This is a genomic window from Streptomyces sp. NPDC048441, assembly GCF_043200235.1.
Classification (GTDB): Bacteria; Actinomycetota; Actinomycetes; order Streptomycetales; family Streptomycetaceae; genus Streptomyces.
In genome coordinates this window covers 294,651-318,834 of sequence record NZ_JBICXM010000003.1, presented here as the reverse complement: position 1 = coordinate 318,834, position 24,184 = coordinate 294,651, and the positions used below count along the sequence as shown (strand labels likewise).

Annotated in this window: 24 protein-coding genes and 1 tRNA gene; 12 read left to right on the top strand and 13 right to left on the bottom strand. The window is 68.7% G+C overall.

Annotated elements, in window-relative coordinates:
- Positions 1–6: 6 nt before the first annotated feature.
- Genes ACGFSB_RS09410 through ACGFSB_RS09400 form a run of 3 tightly spaced genes read right to left on the bottom strand, consistent with a single transcriptional unit; the run spans position 7 to position 2,910 of the window.
- A complete protein-coding gene (locus ACGFSB_RS09410; RefSeq protein WP_393396416.1) occupies positions 7–786 on the bottom strand; it encodes a TrmH family RNA methyltransferase in 780 nt (259 codons plus the stop codon).
- A 16-nt stretch (positions 787–802) separates the two neighbouring features.
- Positions 803–2,080 (bottom strand): HTTM domain-containing protein, encoded by a 1,278-nt coding sequence (locus ACGFSB_RS09405; RefSeq protein ID WP_393396414.1) that lies wholly within the window; start codon positions 2,078–2,080, stop codon positions 803–805.
- Entirely contained in the window at positions 2,077–2,910 is an 834-nt protein-coding gene (locus ACGFSB_RS09400) for a DUF5819 family protein (RefSeq protein ID WP_393396412.1), read from the bottom strand. The genes ACGFSB_RS09405 and ACGFSB_RS09400 overlap by 4 nt, the downstream gene beginning before the upstream one ends.
- Positions 2,911–3,040: 130 nt before the next feature.
- On the opposite strand from ACGFSB_RS09400, the gene paaA reads away from it, so the two are divergent.
- The 6 genes from paaA to ACGFSB_RS09370 all read left to right on the top strand — a co-directional run bounded on the left by paaA (position 3,041) and on the right by ACGFSB_RS09370 (position 7,948).
- Positions 3,041–4,036: a 1,2-phenylacetyl-CoA epoxidase subunit PaaA gene (gene paaA / locus ACGFSB_RS09395; RefSeq protein ID WP_393396411.1), complete on the top strand. Its 996-nt coding sequence runs from the start codon at positions 3,041–3,043 to the stop codon at positions 4,034–4,036.
- Positions 4,033–4,323 (top strand): 1,2-phenylacetyl-CoA epoxidase subunit PaaB, encoded by a 291-nt coding sequence (gene paaB, locus ACGFSB_RS09390; protein WP_393396410.1) that lies wholly within the window; start codon positions 4,033–4,035, stop codon positions 4,321–4,323. The genes paaA and paaB overlap by 4 nt, the downstream gene beginning before the upstream one ends.
- On the top strand, positions 4,320–5,051 hold the full coding sequence (gene paaC / locus ACGFSB_RS09385; RefSeq protein WP_393396409.1) for a 1,2-phenylacetyl-CoA epoxidase subunit PaaC: 732 nt from the start codon (positions 4,320–4,322) through the stop codon (positions 5,049–5,051). The genes paaB and paaC overlap by 4 nt, the downstream gene beginning before the upstream one ends.
- On the top strand, positions 5,045–5,590 hold the full coding sequence (gene paaD / locus ACGFSB_RS09380; protein WP_393396407.1) for a 1,2-phenylacetyl-CoA epoxidase subunit PaaD: 546 nt from the start codon (positions 5,045–5,047) through the stop codon (positions 5,588–5,590). Before paaC ends, paaD begins: the two co-directional genes overlap by 7 nt.
- Positions 5,590–6,675, top strand: coding sequence for a 1,2-phenylacetyl-CoA epoxidase subunit PaaE (gene paaE / locus ACGFSB_RS09375; RefSeq protein WP_393396405.1), 1,086 nt, complete (start codon positions 5,590–5,592; stop codon positions 6,673–6,675). Before paaD ends, paaE begins: the two co-directional genes overlap by 1 nt.
- Before the next feature lie 139 nt (positions 6,676–6,814).
- Positions 6,815–7,948, top strand: coding sequence for an acyl-CoA dehydrogenase family protein (locus ACGFSB_RS09370; RefSeq protein ID WP_393396404.1), 1,134 nt, complete (start codon positions 6,815–6,817; stop codon positions 7,946–7,948).
- Between the two features lie 20 nt (positions 7,949–7,968).
- On the opposite strand, the gene ACGFSB_RS09365 is transcribed toward ACGFSB_RS09370, so the two are convergent.
- The 4 genes from ACGFSB_RS09365 to ACGFSB_RS09350 form a co-directional block, all read right to left on the bottom strand.
- Positions 7,969–8,316 (bottom strand): rhodanese-like domain-containing protein, encoded by a 348-nt coding sequence (locus ACGFSB_RS09365; protein ID WP_393396402.1) that lies wholly within the window; start codon positions 8,314–8,316, stop codon positions 7,969–7,971.
- A 22-nt stretch (positions 8,317–8,338) separates the two neighbouring features.
- Positions 8,339–9,169: a hypothetical protein gene (locus ACGFSB_RS09360; RefSeq protein WP_393396400.1), complete on the bottom strand. Its 831-nt coding sequence runs from the start codon at positions 9,167–9,169 to the stop codon at positions 8,339–8,341.
- 115 nt (positions 9,170–9,284) lie between these two features.
- The gene (locus tag ACGFSB_RS09355; RefSeq protein ID WP_393396398.1) at positions 9,285–10,742 is read right to left on the bottom strand and encodes a DUF2252 domain-containing protein; all 1,458 of its coding nucleotides are present in this window, start codon (positions 10,740–10,742) and stop codon (positions 9,285–9,287) included.
- Between the two features lie 280 nt (positions 10,743–11,022).
- Positions 11,023–11,109 (bottom strand) — tRNA-Leu (locus ACGFSB_RS09350).
- Between the two features lie 397 nt (positions 11,110–11,506).
- Here ACGFSB_RS09350 and ACGFSB_RS09345 point away from each other — a divergent pair.
- The 6 genes from ACGFSB_RS09345 to pknB all read left to right on the top strand — a co-directional run bounded on the left by ACGFSB_RS09345 (position 11,507) and on the right by pknB (position 19,703).
- Entirely contained in the window at positions 11,507–12,418 is a 912-nt protein-coding gene (locus ACGFSB_RS09345) for an FhaA domain-containing protein (RefSeq protein ID WP_393396396.1), read from the top strand.
- Positions 12,419–12,428: 10 nt separating this feature from the next.
- Positions 12,429–12,953, top strand: a complete 525-nt coding sequence (locus tag ACGFSB_RS09340; protein ID WP_160506138.1) for an FHA domain-containing protein — start codon at positions 12,429–12,431, stop codon at positions 12,951–12,953.
- A 128-nt stretch (positions 12,954–13,081) separates the two neighbouring features.
- Positions 13,082–14,626: a Stp1/IreP family PP2C-type Ser/Thr phosphatase gene (locus tag ACGFSB_RS09335; RefSeq protein WP_393396394.1), complete on the top strand. Its 1,545-nt coding sequence runs from the start codon at positions 13,082–13,084 to the stop codon at positions 14,624–14,626.
- Between the two features lie 26 nt (positions 14,627–14,652).
- Positions 14,653–16,074, top strand: a complete 1,422-nt coding sequence (locus tag ACGFSB_RS09330) for an FtsW/RodA/SpoVE family cell cycle protein (protein WP_393396392.1) — start codon at positions 14,653–14,655, stop codon at positions 16,072–16,074.
- Positions 16,071–17,534, top strand: a complete 1,464-nt coding sequence (locus ACGFSB_RS09325) for a peptidoglycan D,D-transpeptidase FtsI family protein (protein ID WP_393396390.1) — start codon at positions 16,071–16,073, stop codon at positions 17,532–17,534. Before ACGFSB_RS09330 ends, ACGFSB_RS09325 begins: the two co-directional genes overlap by 4 nt.
- 168 nt (positions 17,535–17,702) lie before the next feature.
- On the top strand, positions 17,703–19,703 hold the full coding sequence (gene pknB / locus ACGFSB_RS09320; RefSeq protein ID WP_393396388.1) for a Stk1 family PASTA domain-containing Ser/Thr kinase: 2,001 nt from the start codon (positions 17,703–17,705) through the stop codon (positions 19,701–19,703).
- A gap of 92 nt (positions 19,704–19,795) precedes the next feature.
- On the opposite strand, the gene ACGFSB_RS09315 is transcribed toward pknB, so the two are convergent.
- From ACGFSB_RS09315 to ACGFSB_RS09290, 6 genes are read right to left on the bottom strand one after another with little or no spacing between them, the layout of a single operon-like run.
- On the bottom strand, positions 19,796–20,533 hold the full coding sequence (locus ACGFSB_RS09315; protein ID WP_393396387.1) for a class E sortase: 738 nt from the start codon (positions 20,531–20,533) through the stop codon (positions 19,796–19,798).
- Positions 20,534–20,557: 24 nt separating this feature from the next.
- Positions 20,558–21,802: a class E sortase gene (locus ACGFSB_RS09310; RefSeq protein WP_393396385.1), complete on the bottom strand. Its 1,245-nt coding sequence runs from the start codon at positions 21,800–21,802 to the stop codon at positions 20,558–20,560.
- A complete protein-coding gene (locus ACGFSB_RS09305; RefSeq protein WP_393396383.1) occupies positions 21,799–22,452 on the bottom strand; it encodes an aminodeoxychorismate/anthranilate synthase component II in 654 nt (217 codons plus the stop codon). Before ACGFSB_RS09305 ends, ACGFSB_RS09310 begins: the two co-directional genes overlap by 4 nt.
- On the bottom strand, positions 22,449–22,610 hold the full coding sequence (locus ACGFSB_RS09300; RefSeq protein ID WP_393396381.1) for a hypothetical protein: 162 nt from the start codon (positions 22,608–22,610) through the stop codon (positions 22,449–22,451). The genes ACGFSB_RS09305 and ACGFSB_RS09300 overlap by 4 nt, the downstream gene beginning before the upstream one ends.
- Positions 22,611–22,641: 31 nt before the next feature.
- Positions 22,642–23,340 carry a class E sortase gene (locus ACGFSB_RS09295; RefSeq protein WP_393397026.1) on the bottom strand — a complete coding sequence of 233 codons (699 nt, stop codon included), beginning with the start codon at positions 23,338–23,340 and terminating at the stop codon, positions 22,642–22,644.
- A 48-nt stretch (positions 23,341–23,388) separates the two neighbouring features.
- Complete coding sequence (locus ACGFSB_RS09290) at positions 23,389–24,159, bottom strand: DUF881 domain-containing protein (protein WP_393396379.1); 771 nt, start codon at positions 24,157–24,159, stop codon at positions 23,389–23,391.
- Between the last annotated feature and the right edge of the window lie 25 nt (positions 24,160–24,184).

The window sequence follows — 24,184 nt, the reverse complement described above, 5'->3', positions numbered from 1 at the left end:
GCGGGTTCAGGCCTCCGCGCCCGGAGGCCTGTCCGCCGACCAGTGGAAGAGCGTCATCCCGACGCTGGTGGCCAGGTTGTAGCTGGAGACCTGGGGCCGCATCGGCAGGGACACCAAGTGGTCGGCGCGGGCCCGCAGCCGCTCGGACAAGCCACTGCGCTCGGACCCGAAGGCCAGCACGGCACCGTCCGGCAGCTTGAGCCCCCGGATGTCCTCGCCCTCCGCGTCCAGCGCGAACACCGGCCCCGGCGGCAGCGCGCCGACGTCCATCCGCTCGACGGCCGTGGCGAAGTGCAGGCCCGCACCACCGCGTACGACCGTGGGATGCCAGGGGTCGAGCGTGCCGGTCGTGACGACGCCCGTCGCCCCGAACCCGGCGGCGAGCCGGATCACGGCCCCGGCGTTGCCCAGATTGCGGGGGTCGTCGAGCACGACGACCGGGGCGCTCCTCGGCATCCGCGCCAGCGCTTCGAGGTTGGCCCTGCGAGAAGGGCGTACCGCCAGAGCGGCCACCCCTGTGGGGTGCAGACGCGGCACAAGGGCGCGCAGGGTGTTGTCCGGGACCTGCACGAGAAGCGTGTCGAGGGCGTCCTTCACATCCGGCGCGAGCTCATCGGCCAGAGCCAGGACGGCGGCCCTGTCGCTGGTCAGCACCGAGGGAATCCCGGCTCCGAAGCGCAGGGCGTGCTTGATGGCGTGAAAGCCGTCCAGGAGCACGGAGGTATCGGCGAGGCCCCGCCAGGCACGCACGGCATCGTCCGGGTCACGCCGGTGCGTCCCGTTCATCCCGCGTACGTCCCGTTCATGAACGGAAGCCTACGCGCGCGTGCTCGGTGGGTTCCCCTGCCGGTTCCTCGTCCACTCCGCGCTGTCCGGGCACCGTACGGCCACGCGAGAAACGAGAGATGCGAGAGCTGCGTGAGATGCGAGAGAACAGGGCTCCACGCGCGCGTGCCGTCCATCCGCCGACCCGCCGCAGGAACGGCGTCGGCAGGAACACCGCGTCGGCCGCGATCATCGCGAGCGAGAAGAACGGCAGACCGAGGACGACCGCGATGACCGCGTGTTCGCAGATCATGGCGGCGAGCAGGACGTTCTTGACCCGCCGGTTGAAGAGGGTGAAGGGGAAAGCGACCTGCACGGCGACCGTCCCATAGGTCACCAGCATCACCATGAGGCCGTGCGAGGCGAGCAGGTCGGAGAGCGCGGGCCAGGGGGAGAAGTAGTCGAGGCGCAGCGGGTAGTACACGGCCGTGCCGTCCTGCCAGCGGCTGCCCTGGATCTTGTACCAGCCGGCCGTCGCGTAGATCAGGCACGCCTCAACCATGATCACGAGCAGCGCGGCGTTGTGCGCGAGCTTGGCGATGATGTCGAGCAACATGCGCGCCTCGCCCTGGGGCGCGCGGCGTCCGACCGCCCACCACAGGCCGTGCGTCATCCACAGCCCCCAGAAGACGAGCAGCCAGCCCCCGCTGAGCTCCCCCATGAACGTCACCACGGAGAGGCCGAGCCCGAGGACCCACCAGAGCACGGGCCCGACCCGGTCGACAGTCTCCGCCGGACTCCCCTGACTCCCCGGTTCGACGGCCACGGCACGTGCACGCGCGCGTGCGGCGCGGCGGGCGTCCAGCGACCAGACCTGGCCACAGCGCGTGAAGACCAGATAGGTCGACATCAGATGGATGACGTTGTCGCCGCCGTCGCCCATGAAGACGGAGCGGTTCTGCAGCGAGAGCACGCCGATCATGAAGAGCACGGACATCGTGCGGGTGCGCCAGCCAAGCATCAGCAGGGCGCTGCTCAGGACCGCGAGCGCGTAGACGGCCTCGAACCAGATGCGCCCGTCGGACCACATCAGGGCCGTGAAGGCGTCATTGTCCGCGATGAGCTGCTGGGCCATGTCCCAGCTCCACGGACTGTCGGGCCCGTACAGCTCCAGACGGTTGGGGAGCTCGCGCAGCAGGAAGAGCAGCCAGGTGCCGGCGAATCCGATGCGGATCACGGCGGTCTGGTAGGGACCGAGCGCGGATGAGGTCACCCGGCCGACGCCGCGCGCGAGCTGGGTGCCGAAGCGGTTCATCGGGCATCCCCCTGAGCCTTTGCCGACGGGGTGTCGTCGGGTGTCACCGGCCACCACGGCAGCTGGCGGAGTACGGGCTTGGTGCCGACCTTCTCATCGCTCCACTCGGGGGCGGGCACATTCGTGGTCCTGGAGCGGACCTGGACGCGCTCGATGGTGGCGCCCCGGTCCACGGACTCCTCGCGGCCGACGCGCATCACGACGATGCGCCGGATGTAGCTCTCCGAGAGCTGTCCGCGCAGGCCGCGGGGACGATTCTGCGCGTCGTGCGCGGTGACGTAGAAGTCCCAGGCCCGGCGCAGCTCGTTCTGCTGCGTGTGGCTGGGCAGCGGATTGCCGTCGATGGCGGCGCCGTCGCGCGCGGAGAGGTCGTACCAATCGGTGGTCCGGGTGCTGCCACTGTCCGCACGGATCTCGGCGCGGGCCTGCACCGCGATGTTCTGCTGCATCGGGTTGGGTGCGAAGAGCTTCCAGTTCTGCTCGAACTCGGGGTAGATCCAGTCGTCGATGACCTGCCCGTGCTGCTTGGTCATGGTGTTCGCGGGGGCGACATGGAGGAAGAGCATCCCGATGTGGACGCAGGCCGTGACGGCGATGAGCGCCAGCGCGAGCGCGGCTCCGACCTGGTAGCGCGGGGAGAGTGCGGCGATACCGGTACGGGGTGGGGGCGGGGACGGTGGCGACTCGTTCGCGTTGCTTTCGTTCGCGTCCATTCCGCCCCGATCCCCGATCCCGCACACTGATGCGCCCGTCGGCCCGCCCGTCACACGGGTCCCTGCCGCCCGTCGCACGCCTCTCCACCGCTCGCTTCGCACCGGAACGGTACTCATGCCTGCCCGCCAGGCACAGCGTCCGTGAAGTTATCCACAGGGTTGACACCTTATGGCGCTGAGCCGCACCATTGAATTCCGCGAACCGAACGATCGGTCGGTAGCTAGCTAGAGGTCGAGAGGGACCGTGATGGCGACAGCAGCCGAGCACCAGACGGCCCGGTCCGAACCGGACCAGGCGGCCGACACCGCCCGCACAGCGGCGTACGAATCCGCTTTCGACGCCGCGGTGGCGGCCGACGAGCGCATCGAGCCGCGCGACTGGATGCCCGACGCCTATCGCGCCTCGCTGGTCAGGCAGATAGCGCAGCACGCCCACTCCGAGATCATCGGTATGCAGCCGGAGGCCAACTGGATCACGCGCGCCCCTTCCCTGCGGCGCAAGGCGATCCTGATGGCCAAGGTCCAGGACGAGGCCGGCCACGGCCTGTATCTGTACAGCGCGGCCGAGACCCTCGGCACCAGCCGTGACGAGCTGCTCGACAAACTGCACTCGGGCCGCCAGAAGTACTCATCGATCTTCAACTACCCGACCCTGACCTGGGCGGACGTGGGTGCGATCGGCTGGCTGGTGGACGGCGCCGCGATCACCAACCAAGTCCCGCTCTGCCGCTGTTCGTACGGCCCCTATGCCCGCGCCATGGTGCGCGTCTGCAAGGAGGAGTCGTTCCACCAGCGCCAGGGGTACGAATCACTGCTCGCCCTCAGCCGCGGCACCGAGGCCCAGCACGCGATGGCGCAGGACGCGGTGGACCGCTGGTGGTGGCCGTCCCTGATGATGTTCGGCCCGCCCGACGGCGAGTCGTCGCACTCGGAGCAGTCGATGATCTGGAAGATCAAACGCCACTCGAACGACGAGCTGCGCCAGCGCTTCGTGGACATCTGCGTCCCCCAGGCCGAGTCGCTCGGACTCACACTCCCCGACCCGGACCTCGTATGGAACGAGGAGCGGGGACAGCACGACTTCGGGCCGATCGACTGGACGGAGTTCTGGGCGGTCCTGAAGGGCAACGGCCCGTGCAACGAACAGCGGATCACCCAGCGCAAGAGCGCACACGACGAAGGTGCGTGGGTGCGCGAGGCAGCAGCGGCCTTCGCCGCCAAGCACGGGGAGGCGAAGGCATGAGCAGCTCGACCGAATGGCCGCTGTGGGAGGTGTTCGTGCGCTCCCGCCGCGGGCTCTCCCACACCCACGTGGGCAGCCTGCACGCGCCGGACGCGGAGATGGCCCTGCGCAACGCCCGCGATCTGTACACGCGCAGAAGCGAAGGCGTCTCGATCTGGGTCGTGCCGTCCACACAGATCACGGCCTCGTCGCCGGACGAGAAGGACTCCTTCTTCGAACCGGCGGGCGACAAGCCCTACCGCCACCCGACCTTCTACGAAATCCCGGAGGGGGTGAAGCACCTATGACCGAGCAACTGACCCCGCCGTCCTACGCCACCGCTCTCGCCCTTGGCGATGACGCACTGGTGCTCTCGCACCGCCTGGGGGAGTGGGCGGGCCACGCGCCCGTCCTCGAAGAAGAGGTCGCCCTCGCGAACATCGCCCTCGACCTGCTCGGCCAGGCACGCATCCTGCTCTCCCTGGCCGGGGACGAGGACGAGCTGGCCTATCTGCGCGAAGAGCGCGCCTTCCGCAACCTTCAGCTGGTCGAGCAGCCGAACGGCGACTTCGCGCACACGATCGCCCGCCAGCTCTACTTCTCCACCTACCAGACCTTGCTGTACGGGCAGTTGGCGAGCGGGGACGGCGAGTTCGCCCCGCTGGCGGCGAAAGCGGTCAAAGAAGTCGCCTACCACCAGGATCACGCGGAGCAGTGGACGCTGCGGCTCGGCGACGGGACAGCGGAGAGCCATGAGCGGATGGAGCGCGGACTCGACGCGCTCTGGCGGTTCACCGCAGAGATGTTCCAGCCGGTCCAGGGCCTCGCCGGCATCGACTGGGGGGCATTGGAGGAGAGCTGGACCGACTCCGTGACCGCGGTCATCGAGCGGGCGACGCTGACCGTGCCCTCCGGCCCTCGGGAAGGGGCCTGGGCGGCGGGCGCGGGCCGCCAGGGGCTGCACACGGAATCCTTCGGGCGGATGCTCGCCGAGATGCAGCATCTGCACCGCAGCCACCCGGGGGCGTCATGGTGACCACCACTCCTGACACCGCCCTCACCGCCCTTGAGCAGGAGCTCCTGACCCTCGCGGGCTCCGTGCCCGACCCGGAGCTTCCGGTCATCACGCTAGCCGAGCTCGGAGTCCTGCGCGGAGTTCATGTCCGCGGCACCGGCAAGGTCGACGTCGAGCTGACCCCCACGTACACCGGCTGCCCCGCCATAGAGACCATGACCGCCGACATCGAACAGGTGCTGCACGAGCACGGCATGGCGGAGGTCTCCGTGCGCACCGTGCTCTCCCCCGCCTGGTCGACGGACGACATCAGCGCCGAAGGCCGCCGCAAACTGGCCGAGTTCGGCATCGCACCCCCGCGCCCGCACAGCGCCGGCGGGCCCGGCACCAGCGGCACCCGCACCGGGGGCGGGCCGATACCGCTCACGCTCTCGGTCCGCTGTCCGCACTGCGGCTCGACCGACACCGAACTGCTCAGCCGCTTCTCGTCCACGGCCTGCAAGGCCCTGCGCCGGTGCGTCACCTGCCGTGAACCGTTCGACCACTTCAAGGAGTTGTGATGGCGCGCTTCCACCAGCTCCGGGTAGCGGCGGTCGAGCAGCTCACCGACGACTCCGTGACGCTCACCTTCGAGGTGCCCGAAACCCTGCGCGAGGAGTACCGCTACGCACCGGGCCAGCACCTCGCCGTCCGCCGCTTCGTCGACGGCACCGAGATCCGGCGTACGTACTCAATCTGCGCACCGGCGCCCCACCCCGACCGCCCCTCGGAGCCACGGACGCTGCGGGTCGGGGTGCGTTCCGTCGAAGGCGGCGCCTTCTCGACGTACGCCCTGAAGGAAGTCGCCGTCGGCGATGAGCTCGAGGTGATGACCCCGGCCGGGCGCTTCACGCTGGAACCGGCTCCCGGGCACTACGCGGCCGTGGTCGGCGGCAGCGGCATCACGCCGGTGCTCTCCATCGTCACGACGCTCCTCGAGCGCGAACCAGCGGCCACGTTCTGCCTCATCCGGAGCGACCGCACCGCGGCGTCGACGATGTTCCTGGAGGAAGTCGCCGACCTCAAGGACCGCTGGCCGGACCGGTTCCAGCTCGTCACGGTGCTCTCCCGCGAGGAGCAGCAGTCGGGGCTCGACTCGGGCCGCCTCGACGAGGAGCGGCTCGGCAGGCTGCTCCCCGCGCTGCTGCCTGTCGAGGACGTCGCAGGCTGGTTCCTGTGCGGTCCGTTCGGCCTGGTGCAGGGTGCGGAGAAGACATTGCGCGGCCTGGGTGTGGCGCGTCGGCGCATCCACCAGGAGATATTCCACGTGGAGGACGGCCTCTCCGCACCGGCCGCCACCGCGAAGACCGTCTCCGCCGCCGCCCCCGAGCACAGCACCGTGACGGTGACGCTCGACGGGCGCTCCGGCACCTGGCCGGTCCGGGACGGGGAGTCCCTGCTCGAGACCGTGCTGCGCAACCGCGCGGACGCGCCGTATGCCTGCAAGGGCGGAGTCTGCGGGACCTGCCGGGCCTTCCGCGTCTCGGGCGAGGTCCGGATGGACCGCAACTTCGCGCTGGAACCGGAAGAGACAGAGGCGGGGTATGTCCTGGCGTGCCAGTCCCATCCGGCCACGGACACGTTGGAGTTGGACTTCGACCGCTGAGTAGCAGCCCCGGGGAGCCACCGTGCCCTTCCCTTCCCATCGCATAGAACCTGTTCTATCTTGACGACCCGTCAGACATGACAGACGGGCGGAAACAGACAGGCAGAGCGGTTCGGCCGGGTGCGCGGAGGGACAAGCAGTGGACTTCACCTTCACCGAGGAACAGCAGGCGGCCGCCGAGGCGGCGAAGGGGCTCTTCGCCTCCGTCGCACCGGACGGAGTGCCGAGCCCCGCACTCGTCCCGGGCGCCGTCGCCGAGGACTTCGACCGGGCGCTGTGGGCCAAGCTCGCCGAATCGGACCTGCTGAGCCTGCTCATCGGCCCCGAGCACGGCGGTGCGGGACTGGACGCCATCGCCCTCTGCCTGGTCCTGCGCGAGTCCGCGAAGGTGCTCGCGCGGGTCCCACTCCTGGAGAGCAGCGCGGCTGCGTACGCCGTACAGACCTATGGCGGCGAGGAGTTGAAGCAGCAGATCCTGCCGAAGGCCGCCCGCGGTGAGCTCGTCCTGACCGTGGCGGCGAACGGCCGCAGCGGACACGACCCGGCCGAACTCTCCGTCACCGCACGGCAGGACGGCGACGGCTGGCTGCTCGACGGCATCCAGACAGCCGTGCCCTGGGCGCAGAACGCCGACTTCGCCGTGGTGCCCGCCCACACACCCGCCGGCCGGACCGTCCTGGCCCTGGTGCCCCGTGTGCACGAGGGCCTCACGCTCGCCGAGCAGTGGTCCACGAGCGGTGAGCGGTTCGGCGAGCTCAGCCTGGAATCCGTACGGGTCGCCGCCGCCTACGTCATCGAGGCCGACGGGGCCTGGGACTGGCTGCGCGATCTGCTCGCCACCGGGACCTGCGCCCTCGCGCTGGGACTCGGCGAGGGCGTGCTCGGCATGACCAGCGAATACACCAGCAAGCGTGAGCAGTTCGGCTTCCCCGTCGCCACCTTCCAGGCCGTGGCGGTGCAAGCAGCCGACCGGTACATAGACCTGCGGGCGATGGAGGTCACCCTCTGGCAGGCGGCCTGGCGCATCAGCACCGGCGCGAGTGGCGCGCTGCCCGCTGCGGGAGATGTGGCCGTCGCCAAGATCTGGGCGTCGGACGGCGTACGCAGGGTCGTACAGACAGCGCAGCATCTGCACGGCGGCTTCGGATCCGACACCGACTATCCCCTGCACCGCTACCACGCCTGGGCCAAGCAGCTGGAGCTCTCCCTCGGCCCTGCCGCGGCGCACGAGGAGACCCTGGGCGACCTGCTTGCCGCCCATCCACTCGGCTGAGGCAAGGGGCCTGGCAGAGCCTAGATCACGACGCCCGGCTGGCCCTTGTCGTCGACGACGGGCCGGCCCGCGGCCTCCCAGCTCTGCATACCTCCGTCGACGTTCACCGCGTCGACACCCTGCTGGGCGAGGTACATGACGACCTGCGCCGACCGCCCGCCGACCCGGCAGATGACATTGACCTTGCCGTCCTGCGGGGCAGCCTCGGTCAACTCGCCGAAGCGGGAGACGAATTCGCTCATCGGGATGTGCAGCGCACCCGCGGCATGCCCCGCCTGCCATTCCTCGTCCTCGCGCACGTCGAGGAGAAAGTCGTCGGGCGCGAGTTCGCCGATACCGACCGTGGGCACCTGTGATCCGAAAGCCATGTCCCCGACGCTACCCGACGGACTAAGCGGTCAGCCGCGCAAGCTCCGCCTCGCGCTCGGTGACCTGTGTGAGCAGCTGCTCGGCGATCTCATCGAGGAGCTGGTCCGGGTCGTCGGGAGCCATCTTCAGCATGGCGCCGATCGCCCCCTCCTCCAGCTCCCGGGCGACGACGGTGAGCAGCTCCTTGCGCTGGGAGAGCCACTCGAGGCGGGCGTAGAGCTCTTCGCTCTTGCTCGGCCACCGCTCCTCGGGCACGGGCCCCGCGGCCCACTCCTCTGCGAGCTCCCGCAACAGGGGCTCGTCCCCCCGTGCGTACGCGGCGTTGACCCGCTGGATGAACTCCTCACGGCGGTCCCGCTCCTGGTCCTCCTGGGCGAGGTCGGGGTGAGACTTGCGGACCAGCTCGCGGTAGAGCTTGCGGGCCTCGTCGCTCGGCCGCACCCGCTGCGGAGGCCGCACCGACTGTTCGGTGAGCATGGCGGCGGCCTCGGGATAGAGCCCTTCGCCGTCCATCCAGCCGTGGAACAGCTCCTCGACAGCCGGCATCGGCATGACCCGCGCCCGCGCCTCGTCCGCCTTGCGCCGGTCCTCCGGATCACCGCTGCGGGCCGCCTGGGCCTCTGCGATCTCCGCGTCGAGCTCGTCGAGGCGTGCGTACATCGGGCCGAGCTTCTGGTGGTGGAGCCGGGAGAAGTTCTCCACCTCCACCCGGAAGGTCTCGACGGCGATCTCGTACTCGATCAGCGCCTGCTCGGCGGCCCGGACCGCCTTCTCGAGCCGGTCCTCCGGCCGCCCAGCGGTCTCGGGATCAGGCGTCTGGGGCTGCGTCGGCTCGGCTTCCGGGGTCGTCACCCGTCCAGCCTAGGCCACCAGGACACCACCCGAACCGCGACGGCCCGCGTGACAAACGTCCCCGCCTCCGCCGCATCCCGCGTCCGGATATCCCCCGCGTCCTCTCTCTCGCTCCTCACACCCCCGACTCCGCGGCCACCCGCCCCTCCTTGACCCCGCGCACCAGCTCCGCGTGATCCGCCTCCGTCCGGTCCGCGTACGCCACCGCGAACCCGGCCACCGCCGCGTCCAGCTCGTCGTTCTTACCGACGTACCCCGCGATGAGCCGCGGGTCGGCGCTGTGCGCGTGGGCGCGGGCCAGCAGGGCTCCGGTCATCCGGCCGTAATCGTCGATCTGGTCGGCGGCCAGCTCCGCGGGGTCCACGCTGCCCTTGCGGTTCCTGAACTGCCGTACCTGGAAAGGCTTTCCGGCGACCGTCGTCCACCCGAGCAGGAAGTCGCTGACCACCTGCATCCGCTTCTGGCCGAGCACCACCCGGCTCCCCTCGTGCGCGACCTCCGGCACCGAGAAGCCCGCCGTGGGCAGATGCGGAAGGAGCACGGAGGGCCGCGCCTCCTTGACCTGGAGGACCAGCGGCTCGCCCCGGTGGTCGAGCAGTAGCACCACGTACGACCGGAGGCCGACGCTTCCCGTGCCCACGACGCGGAACGCCACGTCCTGGATCGCGTAGCGCGCGAGCAACGGCAGCCGGTCCTCGGACAGCGTGCCCAGATACTCCCCGAGCGCCGCCGCGACCTCGGCCGCCTCCGCGTCCGGCACCCGCCGCAGCACCGGCGGGGCATCGACGAAGCGCCGTCCTCCGGCCCCGTCACCCGTGCCCTCGACCCGCTCGGTCGACTTGGCGGCGAACCGGGCGCTGGTGTTCTGCCGGGCCTTCTCGGAGACCGACTCCAGGGTGCCGAGCAGATCACGCGCATCCGTGTGGGAGACCAGCTCCTCGTCCGCGATGGCGTTCCACGCGTCGAGCACCGGGAGCTTCGCGAGCAGCCGCATCGTGCGTCGGTAGGCCCCCACCGCGTCGAACGCCGCTTCCCGGCAGACGTCCTCGCTCGCCCCCGCCTCGCGCCCCGCGAGCACCAGAGAGGCCGCGAGCCTCTTCACGTCCCACTCCCAGGGCCCGTGCGCCGTCTCGTCGAAGTCGTTCAGGTCCATGACCAGGCCGCCCCGCGCATCCCCGTACAGACCGAAGTTCGCCGCGTGGGCGTCACCGCATATCTGGGCGCCGATCCCCGTGGCAGGGGTCCGCGCGAGGTCGTACGCCATGAGTCCGGCGGCCCCGCGCAGGAAGGCGAAGGGCGTCGCGGCCATCCTGCCCATCCGGATCGGCGTGAGCTCCGGGAGCCTGCTGCGGTTGGACTCCTCCACGGCGGCAACCGGATCGGGGCGGCCTTCGTCCTCGGCGAACCACTCGTGCGAGGCACGGCTGACCCGCCCACGCAGCGCCTTGCCCTCCTGCTTCGGCGAGACCCGCGCCCCGGCCGTGCCCCCCGCGCCCCACTCCGCGAACCCCTCCACGTACGGCAGCCGCACACCGAGCCGCACACCACGCCGCGCATCTTCGAACTCCGCCATGACCATCGCCATCGCCCCCGCATCCCCCACGTCCGGGCGGCCCCCACGGCCATCACCTGGCATTGAAGGTACCGCCGGGCGCCGAACGGCGTCAGAGCCTGTGGATAACCCGCACGGACCCCGCACGCCCCCCACCGACACCCCGCACCAACCGGCACGCCGACCAGCCACAAGTGACATGCATCACCGTTGACATGCATCACCGTCACCGAGCCGTCCACGGCACAACGAAAAGCGGGCCCCCACCAGGAAATTCATCCTGATGGAGACCCGCTCCACATGGTGCGCGAGGGGGGAGTTGAACCCCCACGCCCTTTCGGGCACTGGAACCTGAATCCAGCGCGTCTGCCTATTCCGCCACCCGCGCATGGGTGTTGTCTTGGGTCCCTCACCGCTTGGTGCGAGCGCCTGCCGACATCGAAAAGATTAGCACGCTGCAAGGGGTGGATTCACATCCGTATCCGGGGGCACCTGACCCTGCACATGCCTGCACCTGCCCAGGTGATCCGGAGAGATCCGACCCCGGCCGACCGACTTCCGCCGTACCCGGCGAAGGTCCGCAGCCGGGTGCGGGACACTGGTTTGAGGCCCCCTCTACGATCCCTGGCAGAGGAGCCCGAACGGATCCCGGAACCCCGGTGCGGGCATGCCTTGTGAGAGGCGACACTCATCGACTGGGCGGACAGGGGGAACCAGCCGATTTCCCGGCGCGTGGATACGATCAGTAAGCAGTACCAGGATGACTACGACGGAGGAGGTGCCCCATGGGAGTCATGAAGAAGTTCGAGCAGCGACTCGAAGGTCTGGTCAACGGCACCTTCGCCAAGGTGTTCAAGTCCGAGGTCCAGCCCGTCGAGATCGCCGGAGCGCTGCAACGCGAGTGCGACAACAACGCGACGATCTGGAACCGCGAGCGGACGGTCGTCCCCAACGACTTCATCGTGGAGCTCAGCGCACCCGACTTCGAGCGCCTCAGCCCCTACTCCGGCCAGCTCGGCGACGAGCTCTCCGGAATGGTGCGCGAGTACGCCAAGCAGCAGCGCTACAGCTTCATGGGCCCCATCAAGGTCCACCTGGAGAAGGCCGAGGATCTCGACACGGGGCTGTACCGAGTGCGCAGCCGCACACTCGCGTCCAGCACCTCGCAGAGCTCCGAGCGCGCGCCGTCAGCCCCTTCGGGCCCCACAGGACCGGGACCCACGGGCCCAGGCCCCTCCGGCCAGGGCCCCGCGGACCGCAGACCCCCCGCGGGTGGTGGCTACGGCTACCCTCAGCCTTCCAGCGCTCCTCCCATGCCCGCCGCGCCGCCCCCGGGCGGACGTCCCGGCGGGGCGGCACCGGCACCGGCACCGAGCCGCCCCCAGGGGCCCGGTTCGGGACCGCTTCCGGGTGCACAGGTGCGGCGCTGGATCGAGATCAACGGCAACCGCCATCAGATCTCCCGCCCGACGCTGGTGCTGGGTCGCAGCACCGACGCCGATGTGCGGATCGACGACCCCGGCGTATCGCGCCGGCACTGTGAGATCCGGACCGGAACGCCCTCGACGATCCAGGATCTCGGGTCTACCAACGGCATCGTGGTAGACGGGCAGCACACCACCCGCGCTACGCTCCGCGACGGCTCGCGGATCGTCGTGGGCCAAACCACCATCGTTTACCGGCAAGCCGAAGGGTGAAGCGGGGGCAATGTCAGAGCTGACCCTGACGGTCATGCGGTTGGGTTTCCTAGCCGTTCTGTGGCTGTTCGTGATTGTGGCCGTCCAGGTCATTCGTAGCGACCTGTTCGGTACACGCGTCACGCAGCGCGGCTCGCGCCGCGAGAACGCGCGACCGCAGCAGGCCGCCCGCCAGCAACAGCCGGCGGCCACACCACCGCCCCAGCGCCAGCAGCAGGGGGGCGGTCGGCAGCGCCGTGGCGCCCCCAGCAAACTGGTCGTATCCGAAGGGATCCTCGCGGGCACGACGGTCGCTCTACAGGGTCAGACGATCTCTCTGGGGCGGGCGCACGATTCGACGATCGTGCTCGACGACGACTATGCGTCAAGCAGACATGCCAGGATCTACCCGGACCGTGACGGCCAGTGGATCGTCGAGGATCTCGGGTCCACCAACGGCACATATCTCGACCGGACCCGACTCACCACCCCGACGCCCGTTCCGCTGGGCGCGCCGATCCGCATCGGCAAGACCGTCATCGAGCTGCGGAAGTAGTGCTACATCATGAATGAGCGCGAGCGGAGCGAGCGAGCCGACGCGGTCCACACACTGGACGTCAGCGCGCTCCCGACCGGAGGGTGGGCACCGTGCGGATGTACCCGGAGCCGACGGGCGAGGTGCGCATGAGTCTGTCTTTGCGCTTCGCCGCCGGATCCCACAAAGGCATGATCCGTGAAGGGAACGAGGACTCCGGTTACGCCGGTCCACGTCTCCTTGCGATCGCCGACGGCATGGGGGGCCAGGCCGCGGGCGAGGTGGCGAGTTCCGAGGTGATCTCGACGCTCGTCACCCTCGACGACGACGTACCGGGATCGGACATCCTCACGTCGCTCGGCACCGCCGTGCAGCGTGCCAACGACCAACTGCGTCTGATGGTCGAGGAGGACCCCCAGCTCGAGGGCATGGGGACGACCCTGACCGCCCTCCTGTGGACGGGGCAGCGCCTCGGCCTCGTACACGTCGGCGACTCGCGTGCGTACCTCCTTCGGGACGGCGTTCTCACGCAGATCACCCAGGACCACACCTGGGTGCAGCGTCTCGTCGACGAGGGCCGGATCACCGAGGAGGAGGCCACCACCCACCCGCAGCGCTCCTTGCTGATGCGCGCGCTCGGCAGTGGTGAGCATGTCGAACCGGACCTCTCCATCCGTGAAGTCCGCTCCGGGGACCGCTATTTGATCTGCTCGGACGGCCTCTCGGGCGTCGTCTCGCACCAGACGATGGAAGACACCCTCGCGAGCTACCAGGGCCCCCAGGAGACCGTGCAGGAGCTCATCCAGCTCGCCCTGCGCGGCGGCGGCCCCGACAACATCACGGTGATCATCGCCGATGTCCTGGACATCGACAGCGGCGACACCCTCGCGGGACAGCTCTCCGACACCCCCGTGGTCGTCGGCGCGGTCGCCGAGAACCAGCTCCAGGCGCAGGACGACGGCGCCATGCAGACCCCCGCGGGCCGTGCGTCGGGCCTCGGCCGTGCGGTGCCGCCGCAGGCCTCCGGAGGCGGCTTCGGGCCGCCCGGGAGCGGTGACACAACGGGATACGTTCCCGAAGGGAACTTCGGCGCGTACAGCGACGAGGACTTCGTGAAGCCCCGCGGCGGCCGTAAGTGGCTCAAGAGATCGCTCTACACGGTGCTCGCCCTCGCAGTCATCGGCGGCGGCCTCTACGGCGGCTACCGCTGGACGCAGACCCAGTACTACGTAGGCACGAACGACACGAACGTCGCTCTGTACCGCGGCATCGATCAGGACCTGGCCTGGGTCAGCCTGTCGAAGGTCGAGGAGAACTACCCGAACATCGAACTCAAGTACCTGCCGCCGTACCAGCGCAAGCAGGTCGAGGCGACCATCGCCGAGGGCAATCTCGACGACGCCAAGAGCAAGATCGAGGAGCTCGGCCTACAGGCCTCCGCCTGCGAGAAGGACGCCAAGCGCCGCGAGGCCGAGCGGGAGAACGCCAAGCCCGGCGAAGGCGAGGCGGGCGGCACGACCGGCCTCAGCAACGCCGCGGGCGAGGACGACCCGAACAAGACGAACGACAAGAACAAGAACAGCGACTCGAACAAGACAGACGCCAACAAGTCCAAGACCGCACCGACTCCCACACCCGGCCCCAGCCTCTCCCAGGACGAGGAGAAGCTGGTCCCGCTGTGCGGTAAGCAGTAAGCAGCCGTTGGGGGCCTTTGCACGCCATGAGCAGTAGCACTACACACACGTCGACCATCGGCGCGATCGGAGCGCCGAGCAGGCGCAACACCGAGCTCGCGCTCCTTGCGTTCGCCGTCGTCATCCCGCTGTTCGCCTACATCAACGTAGGCCTCGCGATCGACGGCGAACTGCCGTCCGGAATGCTCGGCTACGGCTGCGGGCTCGGACTGCTCGCGGCCGTCGGCCACATCGTGGTGCGCAGGTTCGCGCCCTACGCGGACCCGCTGCTGCTGCCGCTCGCGACGCTGCTCAACGGCCTCGGAATGGTGGTCATCTGGCGCCTCGACCAGTCGGAGAAGCTGCAGAACCTCGCCAAAGCGGCGACCGGCTCCTTCAGCCCCTCCGCGCCCAAGCAGCTGATGTACTCCGCCATCGGCATCGCGCTCCTGGTCGCCGTGCTGCTCGTGCTCAAGGACCACCGAGTCCTGCAGCGCTACACGTACATCTCCATGGTCGCCTCCCTGGTCCTCCTGCTCCTGCCGCTCGTGCCGGGCCTCGGTATGAACGTCTTCGGCGCCAAGATCTGGATCTCGGTCGGCGGATTCTCCATCCAGCCCGGTGAGTTCGCGAAGATCGTCATCGCGATCTTCTTCGCGGGCTATCTCATGGTGAAGCGCGACGCACTCGCCCTGGCGAGCCGCCGCTTCATGGGCCTCTACCTGCCGCGTGGCCGTGACCTGGGCCCGATCATCGTCGTCTGGGCGATGTCCATCCTGATCCTGGTCTTCGAGACCGACCTCGGTACGTCGCTGCTGTTCTTCGGCATGTTCATCGTGATGCTGTACGTCGCCACTGAGCGCACCAGCTGGATCGTGTTCGGTCTCGTGATGTCCTCGGTCGGCGCCGTGGTGGTGGCCACGTTCGAGCCGCACGTCAAGCAGCGTGTCGACGGCTGGCTGAACCCGTTCTCCGACACCGTCCTCGCACAGAGCGACCAGATCGCCCAGTCCCTGATGGCGTTCGGCTCCGGCGGCGTGCTCGGCACCGGGCTCGGTCAGGGGCACTCCGACCTGATCGGCTTCGCCGCCAACTCCGACTTCATCCTCGCCACCTTCGGCGAAGAGCTGGGTCTCGCCGGTGTGATGGCGATCCTGATGCTGTACGGGCTGATCGTGGAGCGCGGTGTGCGTACGGCGCTCGCCGCCCGCGACCCCTTCGGCAAGCTGCTCGCGATCGGCCTGTCCGGCGCCTTCGCCATCCAGGTCTTCGTCGTCTCCGGCGGCGTCATGGGCCTGATCCCGCTGACCGGTATGACCATGCCGTTCCTCGCGAACGGCGGTTCCTCGGTGATCGCCAACTGGGCGCTGATCGGCATCCTCATCCGCATCAGCGACACCGCGCGCCGCCCCGCGCCGGCCCCCGCTCCCAACCCCGACGCCGAGATGACCCAGGTGGTCCGACCGTGAACAAGCCCCTGCGCCGGATCGCGATCTTCTGCGGGCTCCTCATCCTCGCCCTGCTCGCCCGGGACAACTGGCTCCAGTACGTGCAGGCGGACAGCCTCGCCGAGCACGAGAAGAACCGCCGCGTCCCCATCGAGCGGTACGCCCAGCCGCGCGGCGACATCATCGTCGACGGCAAGGCCGTCACCGGCTCCAAGGCGACCAACGGCGACGACTTCAAGTACAAGAGGACGTACAAGAACGGGCCCATGTGGTCCCCCGTCACCGGCTACGCCTCGCAGCGCATCGGCGCCACGCAGATCGAGTCCATCGAGGACGGCATCCTCACCGGCAACGACGACCGGCTCTTCTTCACCCGCAGCCTGGACATGATCACGGGCAAGAAGAAGGAGGGCGGCAACGCCGTCACGACGCTCAACGCGGCCGCGCAGAAGGCCGCGTACGAGGGCCTGAAGGGCCGCGGCAAGGGCGCGGTCGCCGCGCTCGACCCGTCGACCGGCGCGATCCTGGCGCTGGCCTCCGCTCCTTCGTACGACCCGTCGGACTTCGCGGGCATCACGGACAAGGAAGGCAAGCTCTTCCAGAAGCTGGACAAGGACAAAGACCAGCCGATGCTCAACCGCGCCCTGCGCGAGACGTACCCGCCCGGCTCCACGTTCAAGGCGGTCACCGCCGCCGCGGCCCTGGAGCACGGCCTGTACGACAACATCGACTCGCCCACCAAGTCCCCGCTGCCCTGGACGATGCCCGACACCACGCAGCCGCTGCCGAACGAGGGCAACCTCCCCTGCAAGAACGCCTCGCTGCGTGAGGCGCTGCGGGTGTCCTGCAACACCGTCTTCGGCAAGATCGGCTCGGACCTCGGCAAGGACAAGATGACCGAAACGGCCGAGAAGTTCGGCTTCAACGAAGAGCAGTTCGTGCCGGTCCGCTCGAACGCCTCCGTCTTCCCCAAGAAGATGGACAGGCCGCAGACCGCGCTCTCCTCCATCGGCCAGTTCGAGACGGCCGCGACGCCGCTGCAGATGGCCATGGTCGCCTCGGCAATCGCCAACGACGGCAAGCTGATGGAGCCGTACATGGTCAGCGAGCTGCAGGCGCCGAATCTTGACGTGATCGAGAAGCACTCGCCCAAGGAGATGAGCCGGCCGCTCTCCGAGGAGAACGCGCAGAAGCTCCAGGACATGATGCAGACGGTCATCAACGACGGCACCGGCACGAACGCCAAGATCCCGGGCGTCACCGTCGGCGGAAAGACCGGTACGGCCCAGCACGGCATCGACAACAGCGAGAACCCCTACGCCTGGTTCATCAGCTACGCCAAGACCGACTCCGGTTCGCCGGTGGCCGTCGCGGTGGTCGTCGAGGACAGCAAGGCCGGCCGCGACGACATCTCCGGTGGTGGTCTGGCCGCGCCCATCGCCAAGGACGTGATGCAGGCGGTTCTCGACAGCAAGAAGTGACCCCCGTCACGGCCTCTTCACATCAGTGCACGTTGCGATACCGGTCCTGTATCGGGTGACGGTGGTGGCCGGGTCACGTAAGGCGAGCCGGGTACGGTATGCCCGGACAGCACACCGCCGGACCACACAAAGGTGCGGTCGGGACCGACGGAGAGGGCTGGATTAGTTATGGAAGAGCCGCGTCGCCTCGGCGGGCGGTACGAGCTGGGCCAGGTGCTCGGCCGTGGCGGGATGGCGGAGGTTTACCTCGCGCACGACACCCGCCTCGGACGCACTGTGGCGGTGAAGACGCTGAGGGTCGACCTCGCGCGTGATCCGTCGTTCCAGGCCCGGTTCCGCCGTGAGGCCCAGTCGGCCGCTTCGCTCAACCATCCTGCGATCGTCGCGGTCTACGACACCGGCGAGGACTACGTAGACAACATCTCCATCCCGTACATCGTGATGGAGTACGTCGACGGTTCCACGTTGCGTGAGCTGCTGCACTCGGGGCGCAAGCTGCTGCCCGAGCGCGCCATGGAGATGACGATCGGCATCCTCCAGGCCCTGGAGTACTCCCACCGCAACGGCATCGTCCACCGTGACATCAAGCCCGCGAACGTCATGCTGACGCGCAACGGCCAGGTCAAGGTCATGGACTTCGGCATCGCCCGTGCCATGGGCGACTCCGGGATGACGATGACGCAGACAGCGGCGGTCATCGGCACGGCGCAGTACCTCTCGCCGGAGCAGGCCAAGGGCGAGCAGGTGGACGCGCGAAGCGACCTCTACTCCACCGGCTGCCTGCTGTACGAGCTCCTCACGGTGCGCCCGCCCTTCGTCGGGGACTCCCCGGTCGCGGTCGCCTACCAGCACGTACGGGAAGAGCCTCAGGCCCCCAGCGTCTTCGACGGCGAGATCACGCCGGAGATGGACGCCATCGTCCTGAAGGCCCTCACCAAGGACCCGGACTACCGCTACCAGTCGGCCGACGAGATGCGCGCCGACATCGAGGCCTGCCTCGACGGCCAGCCCGTCCAGGCGACCGCCGCCATGGGCGCGGTCGGGTACGGCGGCCACCCGGACGACCAGCAGACGGCGATGCTGCGCCCGCAGAACGGCGGCGGCCAGACGTCGATGATGCCGCCGGTCGGCCCGGACGACGGCTACGACGATCATTCACGCCGCCGCCAGAAGAAGAGCAGCACGTCTACGGTGCTGCTGGTTCTGGCGGGCTTGCTGGTCCTGGTGGGCGCGGTCCTGATCGGGAAGTGGGCGTTCACCGGGAACGGTGGCGGCGACGACTCACTGAAGGCACCGAACTTCGTCGGCGAGAAGCTGGCGGACGCCAAGCAGTCGGCCGAGAACGTGGACCTCACCCTCGACGACTCCAAGCACAAGCCGTGCGCGAAGTACCCGAAGGGCGAGATCTGCGCCCAGGACCCGGGCGCCAATGCCACGGTCAACAAGGGCGACACGATCAATGTGACGGTCTCTACAGGAGCCCCGAAGGTCGCGGTGCCCAAGGTCATCGGCCTGGACATCGACACCGCCACGGAGAAGCTCGAGAGCGACAAGTACCAGTTCACCGTCGACACCAAGCCGGTGGAGTCCACCGGCACGCCGGACGAGGTCCTCGACCAGGACCCGTCCTTCGGTACCGAGGTGCAAAAGGGCAGCAAGATCACCCTTGAGGTGGCCAAGAAGGCCGCCAAGTCCACGGTCCCCGACGTCACCGGCAAGACCTGCGAAGAGGCCAAGGCTCAGCTGAAGACCAACGACCTCGTCGGTACGTGCGAGGAGGAGGAGAACGCCACTGCCGAGGTCGGCAAGGTCTTCTCGCAGAGCCTCGCCGCGCAGAGTGAGGCCGATCCGGGCTCGACCGTCACGCTGAAGGTCGCCAAGGAGGCCGAGCAGTCCACCGTGCCGACGCTCACCGGGCAGAAGCTCAAGGACGCCCGCAAGGCCATCGAGGACGCCGGTCTGACGGTCGGCACCATCACGGGACCGCAGGACGACAACGCACTCGTAGTCCTCTCCGATCCGGCCGCCAACCAGCCGGTCGCACCCGACACCGCGGTCAACCTGACCACGGCGGGCGGCAACGGCGACAACGGTGGCGGTGACGGCGGGGACGACGGAGGCGGCTTCCTCGGAGGCAACGCGGGCTTCTCCCGCGACAAGAAGGACTAGCCCTCACCGCAGTACACGGGAAGAGCCCCGGACACCGCCCTGCTGGGCGGTGTCCGGGGCTCTTCCGTATGCGGTGCCCGTTTTCGGTGCGGTCAGCCCAGCTCCGCCGGCGGCGTCCGCTTGTTGTCGACCTTCTCGACCCGATCCAGCTCGCCCCACACCACGTAGCGGTAGTTGGACGTGTAGACCGGGGTGCACGTCGTCAGGGTGATGTAGCGGCCGGGCTTCTTCGCGCCCGACTCCTTCGGGACCGGCTTCAGGACGTTCACGTTGTACTTCGAGGTCTCCGGAAGCGTCGAGTACACCTTGTAGACGTACCACTTGTCCCGTGACTCGAAGACGATCGCGTCGCCCTTCTTGATCTTGTCGATCTTGTGGAACTTCGCGCCGTGCCCGTCGCGGTGGGCGGCCAGCGTGAAGTTACCGTCCTTGTCCTGGGGGAGCGCCGACTTGATGGGGTCTTCGTAGTAGCCCGCTACGCCGTGGTTGAGCACCTTGCTGCTGGTGCCCTTCTTGACCAGGACCTCTCCGTCACCCATCGCGGGTACGTGGAGGAAGCCGATGCCGTCCTTGGTGTTCAGGTTCCCGGGGCCGCCCGCCCAGCGGTCGCGCACCTTGTCGCCCTGCTGGTGCGCCTCGCGGTCCGCGACGACGTTGGTCCACCACAGCGAGTAGACGACGAAGAGACCGAGCACCAGGCCCGCGGTGATGAGGAGTTCACCGAAGACACTGACGGCCGTGGCGATGGGACCGCGCCCTCGTGGCCGTGGTGTGCGTGCGGGCGCGGGCGCCTCGGCCTGCTCCTCGTCGTGGTCGGTCGTGGCTGCCACTGGTTCTGCCCCGTTCTCGCCGTTCTAATTGACGAGCGCGCTCGGTTTGCCCTTGCTGCGCGGTCGTTCCTCGACCATCTTGCCCCAGACGATCATTCGATACTTACTCGTGAATTCCGGGGTGCAGGTCGTCAGTGTGATGTACCGGCCCGCTTTGGTGAAGCCCGACCCCGGAGGGACAGGGCCGATCACGCTCGTGTTGCCGGGGCTCGTCTGCGGCAGGATGCTCGCCATCTTGTAGACGTAGTACTTGTCCTGCGTCTCCACGACGATGGGGTCGCCCGGTTCGAGACGGTTGATGTACCGGAACGGTTCGCCGTGGGTGTTGCGGTGCCCTGCGACCGCGAAGTTGCCCTTCTTGGCATCCGGCATCGGGGTCTTGGTGCCGCCCTCGTTGTAATGGCCGACCATGCCGCGGTCGAGGACCTTCGACTTGTCGATGCCCTCGGCGATCGGCACGACCACGTCGAGGCGGGGGATGTGCATGAGGGCGAAGCCCTGCCCGGGTTCGAAGGCGCCCGGCTTGCCCTTGCCCTTCGCCCACTCCTCCTGGAGGTCATGGGCGGCGCCGTTGGCCTGCTGGTGCGCGCGGATGTTCGTCCACCACAGCTGGTACGTGACGAAGAGAAGCATCAGCACGCCTACGGTGATGAACAGTTCACCGATCCCCCGGCTCACCACGGCGCCCGCGGAGGGCCTGCGAGCGCGCTCGGCACGACGGGCCTCCAGGCGGGAGAGGGGGGCGGCGGAGTCCACCGTGGCGGGCTGCTGCGGGGCGCCCTTCTTGGCGGCCTTGCGGCGGGCTGCCCGGCCTTCCGTGGGACGTCCTGGCTCAGGCTCGGCTATTCGGCGGGTGTCCGCCGTCCGCAGCCCGACCGTCTCATCGTCGATCTGAGGCTGCGGGGCGTCCGGTATCGGCTCGTACACCGGTGCGGGGCGTTGAGGGGCGTACGCGCCGTACAGCTCCTCGTACGTCGGTTCCTGCGGCTGCCGCTCCCCGTACCAATCGCGGGCGTACCCCTCGGGGTCGTACCACTCCTGCTCCTGGGGCTGCTCCGCCTGTGGCTGTGGCTCCGGCTCGGCAGGACCGCTGCGGAACCACGGCGAAGGGTGCTGACCCGGCAACGGGTCGGTCAGCGGATCGGCGAGATGGTCGACAGCCGCCTCGAACGCCCCGGGCTCCTCAAACGCCCCGGGATCCCCGTGCGACGCGTACTGCCCGTCGTGCGGAAGTCCTGAGGAATCGCGCTCGGGGCGCAGCGCGGTCACGCCGTGGCCCTGCCCACCACCGGGGCAAGACCGCTCGACCGGCCGACCGCCCCCTTGTCGCCGCACTCCACCAGCCAGTTGGCGAGCATCCGGTGGCCGTGCTCGGTGAGGACCGACTCCGGGTGGAACTGCACGCCCTCGACCGGCAGTTCACGGTGGCGCAGGCCCATGATGATGCCGTCCTCCGTGCGCGCGGTCACCTCGAGCTCGGCCGGAACGGTGGCCGGCTCGGCGGCGAGCGAGTGGTAGCGGGTCGCGATGAACGGCGACGGGAGCCCGGCGAAGACGCCCTTGCCCTCGTGCACCACCGGGGACGTCTTGCCGTGCAGCAACTCCGGCGCGCGGTCCACGACTCCGCCGTACGCCACCGCCATCGACTGCATACCGAGGCAGACGCCGAAGACGGGCACCCCGGTGTCCGCGCAGTGCCGCACCATGTCGACGCAGACACCCGCCTGCTCGGGAGTGCCAGGACCCGGCGAGAGCAGGACGCCGTCGAAGCCGTCCTGCGCGTGGCGCAGCTCGACCTCGTCGTTGCGCAGGACCTCGCACTCGGCGCCCAACTGGTACAGGTACTGGACGAGGTTGAAGACGAAGCTGTCGTAGTTGTCGACGACGAGGATGCGGCTCGGACGCCCTTCGGTGCTCACTGGCCGTCCACCGTCACATCGTTGAAGGGAAGCAGCGGCTCAGCCCACGGGAAGACGTACTGGAAGAGCACGTAGACCACAGTGAAGACGAGCATCAGCGAAAGCAGTGCCCTTACCCATGCGTTTCCCGGCAGATGCCGCCAGATCCAGCCGTACATGCCGTCCCTTCCGTAGCCGTACGGCACCAGACTAACGGCGCAGTGCCTCCGGTTTCCCGGCCTCGACGGGCTGGGTGGCGTCAAGGTGCGCCCAGACGATCAACCGGTGGCTGTGACCCCACTCTGGCTCACAGGTCGTAAGGGTGAGGTAACGCCCCGGCCCCTTGTATCCCGATTTGCTCGGAACCGGATCGATGACACCGATGTCGCCGGGCAGCGTCTTGTAGGGCTTGTTGTCGATGCGGTACGTGAACCAGGTGGTGCCGTCGGTCAGCACCACGGGGTCGTCCGGACGCAGCTTCGGGAAGTCCTTGAAGGGGTCTCCGTAGGTGCGGCGATGGCCCGCCACGGAGAAGTTGCCCTTCTGCCCGAGCTGGGCGGTGTCTCCGTAGTGACCGAGTCCCTTCTTAAGGATGTCGGTGCCTGTGCCCTGGAGCACCGGTTTGTTCCACGTGAAACCGAACCGCGGGATGTACATGACGGAGAAGGGCTTGCCGTCCTTGTAGGGGCCGGGCTTCTTCGGAGCGCTCTCCGAGCCGCCAGAGGGCTTGTCGCCCGTCCCCGTGGGCACCGAACCCTGCGCCCACTGGTCCCGCAGCGTGTCGATCTGGCTGTCCATGGCGTTGTCGGCCTTCACACCGGTCCAGAACAGGACGTACACCACGAAGAGCACGATCAGCGTGCCGACGGTGATGCACAGTTCGCTGAACGTCCTGACGAGTACTCGCACCGACACCGGACGGTCCCTCCCCGGGTGCTACTCCACGTGTTACTCCACTTACTCCACAGGCTTCGCGTAGTGGAGATCCACTGTGCCCGAGTAGCCGGGAAGAGTCATCGCCCCGTCGTCATCGACTTTCCAGCCGAGGCCGTACGCGTTGACGTACAGCATGTAGTTCTGGATCTCCGGGGACGCGGCGAGCGCCGTCTTGAGCTTCTCCGGATCACCGACCGCCGTCACCTTGTACGGGGGCGAGTAGACGCGGCCCTGGAGGATCAGGGTGTTTCCCACGCAGCGGACCGCGCTGGTGGAGATGAGCCGCTGGTCCATGACCTTGATGCCTTCGGCGCCGCCCTGCCAGAGGGCGTTCACCACGGCCTGGAGATCCTGCTGGTGGATGACCAGGTCATTGGGCTGCGGCTCGGGATAGCCGGGGAGCTTGGCGGTGGCGTTCGGCGGGGCGTCGGCGAGCGTGACGGAGACGGCGTCGCCACGGAGCTTCTTGGTGCCCGCGTTCTTCTCCAGGGCCTTGAGCCGGGCGTCGTCCGCCTTCGTGCCGCCGGTCTCGCGCTCGGCCAGGGACTCGACGTCGTCGCGCAGCGAACCATTGGACTCGTCCAGCTTGCCGTTCTTGTGGCTGCGCTCCTCGATGAGGTCGGAGAGCTTCAGGAGTGAGGCGTCGGTGCGGATGTTCGTGCCCTTGGCCGTGTTGAAGCTGGTGAAGAAGATGAGCCCCGCGAGCGCGAAAACGGCGGCCGTGAGCAGCCGGACCGGCCGCCAGCGAGAACGGCGATCCGGACCTGTGGGGGAGTCGGCGGAATTGCTCAACGTACCCTTATCTCCTTCAGCGCCG

What these genes read in the sequence shown, in the direction of transcription:
- ACGFSB_RS09345 (WP_393396396.1), top strand. Translation starts at nt 11,507, where the DNA reads ATGGGAGTCATGAAGAAGTTCGAGCAGCGACTCGAAGGTCTGGTCAAC.
- paaD (WP_393396407.1), top strand. Translation starts at nt 5,045, where the DNA reads ATGGTGACCACCACTCCTGACACCGCCCTCACCGCCCTTGAGCAGGAG.
- ACGFSB_RS09300 (WP_393396381.1), bottom strand. Translation starts at nt 22,610, where the DNA reads ATGTACGGCTGGATCTGGCGGCATCTGCCGGGAAACGCATGGGTAAGG.
- pknB (WP_393396388.1), top strand. Translation starts at nt 17,703, where the DNA reads ATGGAAGAGCCGCGTCGCCTCGGCGGGCGGTACGAGCTGGGCCAGGTG.
- paaB (WP_393396410.1), top strand. Translation starts at nt 4,033, where the DNA reads ATGAGCAGCTCGACCGAATGGCCGCTGTGGGAGGTGTTCGTGCGCTCC.
- ACGFSB_RS09340 (WP_160506138.1), top strand. Translation starts at nt 12,429, where the DNA reads ATGTCAGAGCTGACCCTGACGGTCATGCGGTTGGGTTTCCTAGCCGTT.
- paaC (WP_393396409.1), top strand. Translation starts at nt 4,320, where the DNA reads ATGACCGAGCAACTGACCCCGCCGTCCTACGCCACCGCTCTCGCCCTT.
- ACGFSB_RS09400 (WP_393396412.1), bottom strand. Translation starts at nt 2,910, where the DNA reads ATGAGTACCGTTCCGGTGCGAAGCGAGCGGTGGAGAGGCGTGCGACGG.
- ACGFSB_RS09355 (WP_393396398.1), bottom strand. Translation starts at nt 10,742, where the DNA reads ATGGCGGAGTTCGAAGATGCGCGGCGTGGTGTGCGGCTCGGTGTGCGG.
- ACGFSB_RS09410 (WP_393396416.1), bottom strand. Translation starts at nt 786, where the DNA reads ATGAACGGGACGCACCGGCGTGACCCGGACGATGCCGTGCGTGCCTGG.
- paaE (WP_393396405.1), top strand. Translation starts at nt 5,590, where the DNA reads ATGGCGCGCTTCCACCAGCTCCGGGTAGCGGCGGTCGAGCAGCTCACC.
- ACGFSB_RS09405 (WP_393396414.1), bottom strand. Translation starts at nt 2,080, where the DNA reads ATGAACCGCTTCGGCACCCAGCTCGCGCGCGGCGTCGGCCGGGTGACC.
- ACGFSB_RS09330 (WP_393396392.1), top strand. Translation starts at nt 14,653, where the DNA reads ATGAGCAGTAGCACTACACACACGTCGACCATCGGCGCGATCGGAGCG.
- ACGFSB_RS09365 (WP_393396402.1), bottom strand. Translation starts at nt 8,316, where the DNA reads ATGGCTTTCGGATCACAGGTGCCCACGGTCGGTATCGGCGAACTCGCG.
- paaA (WP_393396411.1), top strand. Translation starts at nt 3,041, where the DNA reads ATGGCGACAGCAGCCGAGCACCAGACGGCCCGGTCCGAACCGGACCAG.
- ACGFSB_RS09335 (WP_393396394.1), top strand. Translation starts at nt 13,082, where the DNA reads ATGAGTCTGTCTTTGCGCTTCGCCGCCGGATCCCACAAAGGCATGATC.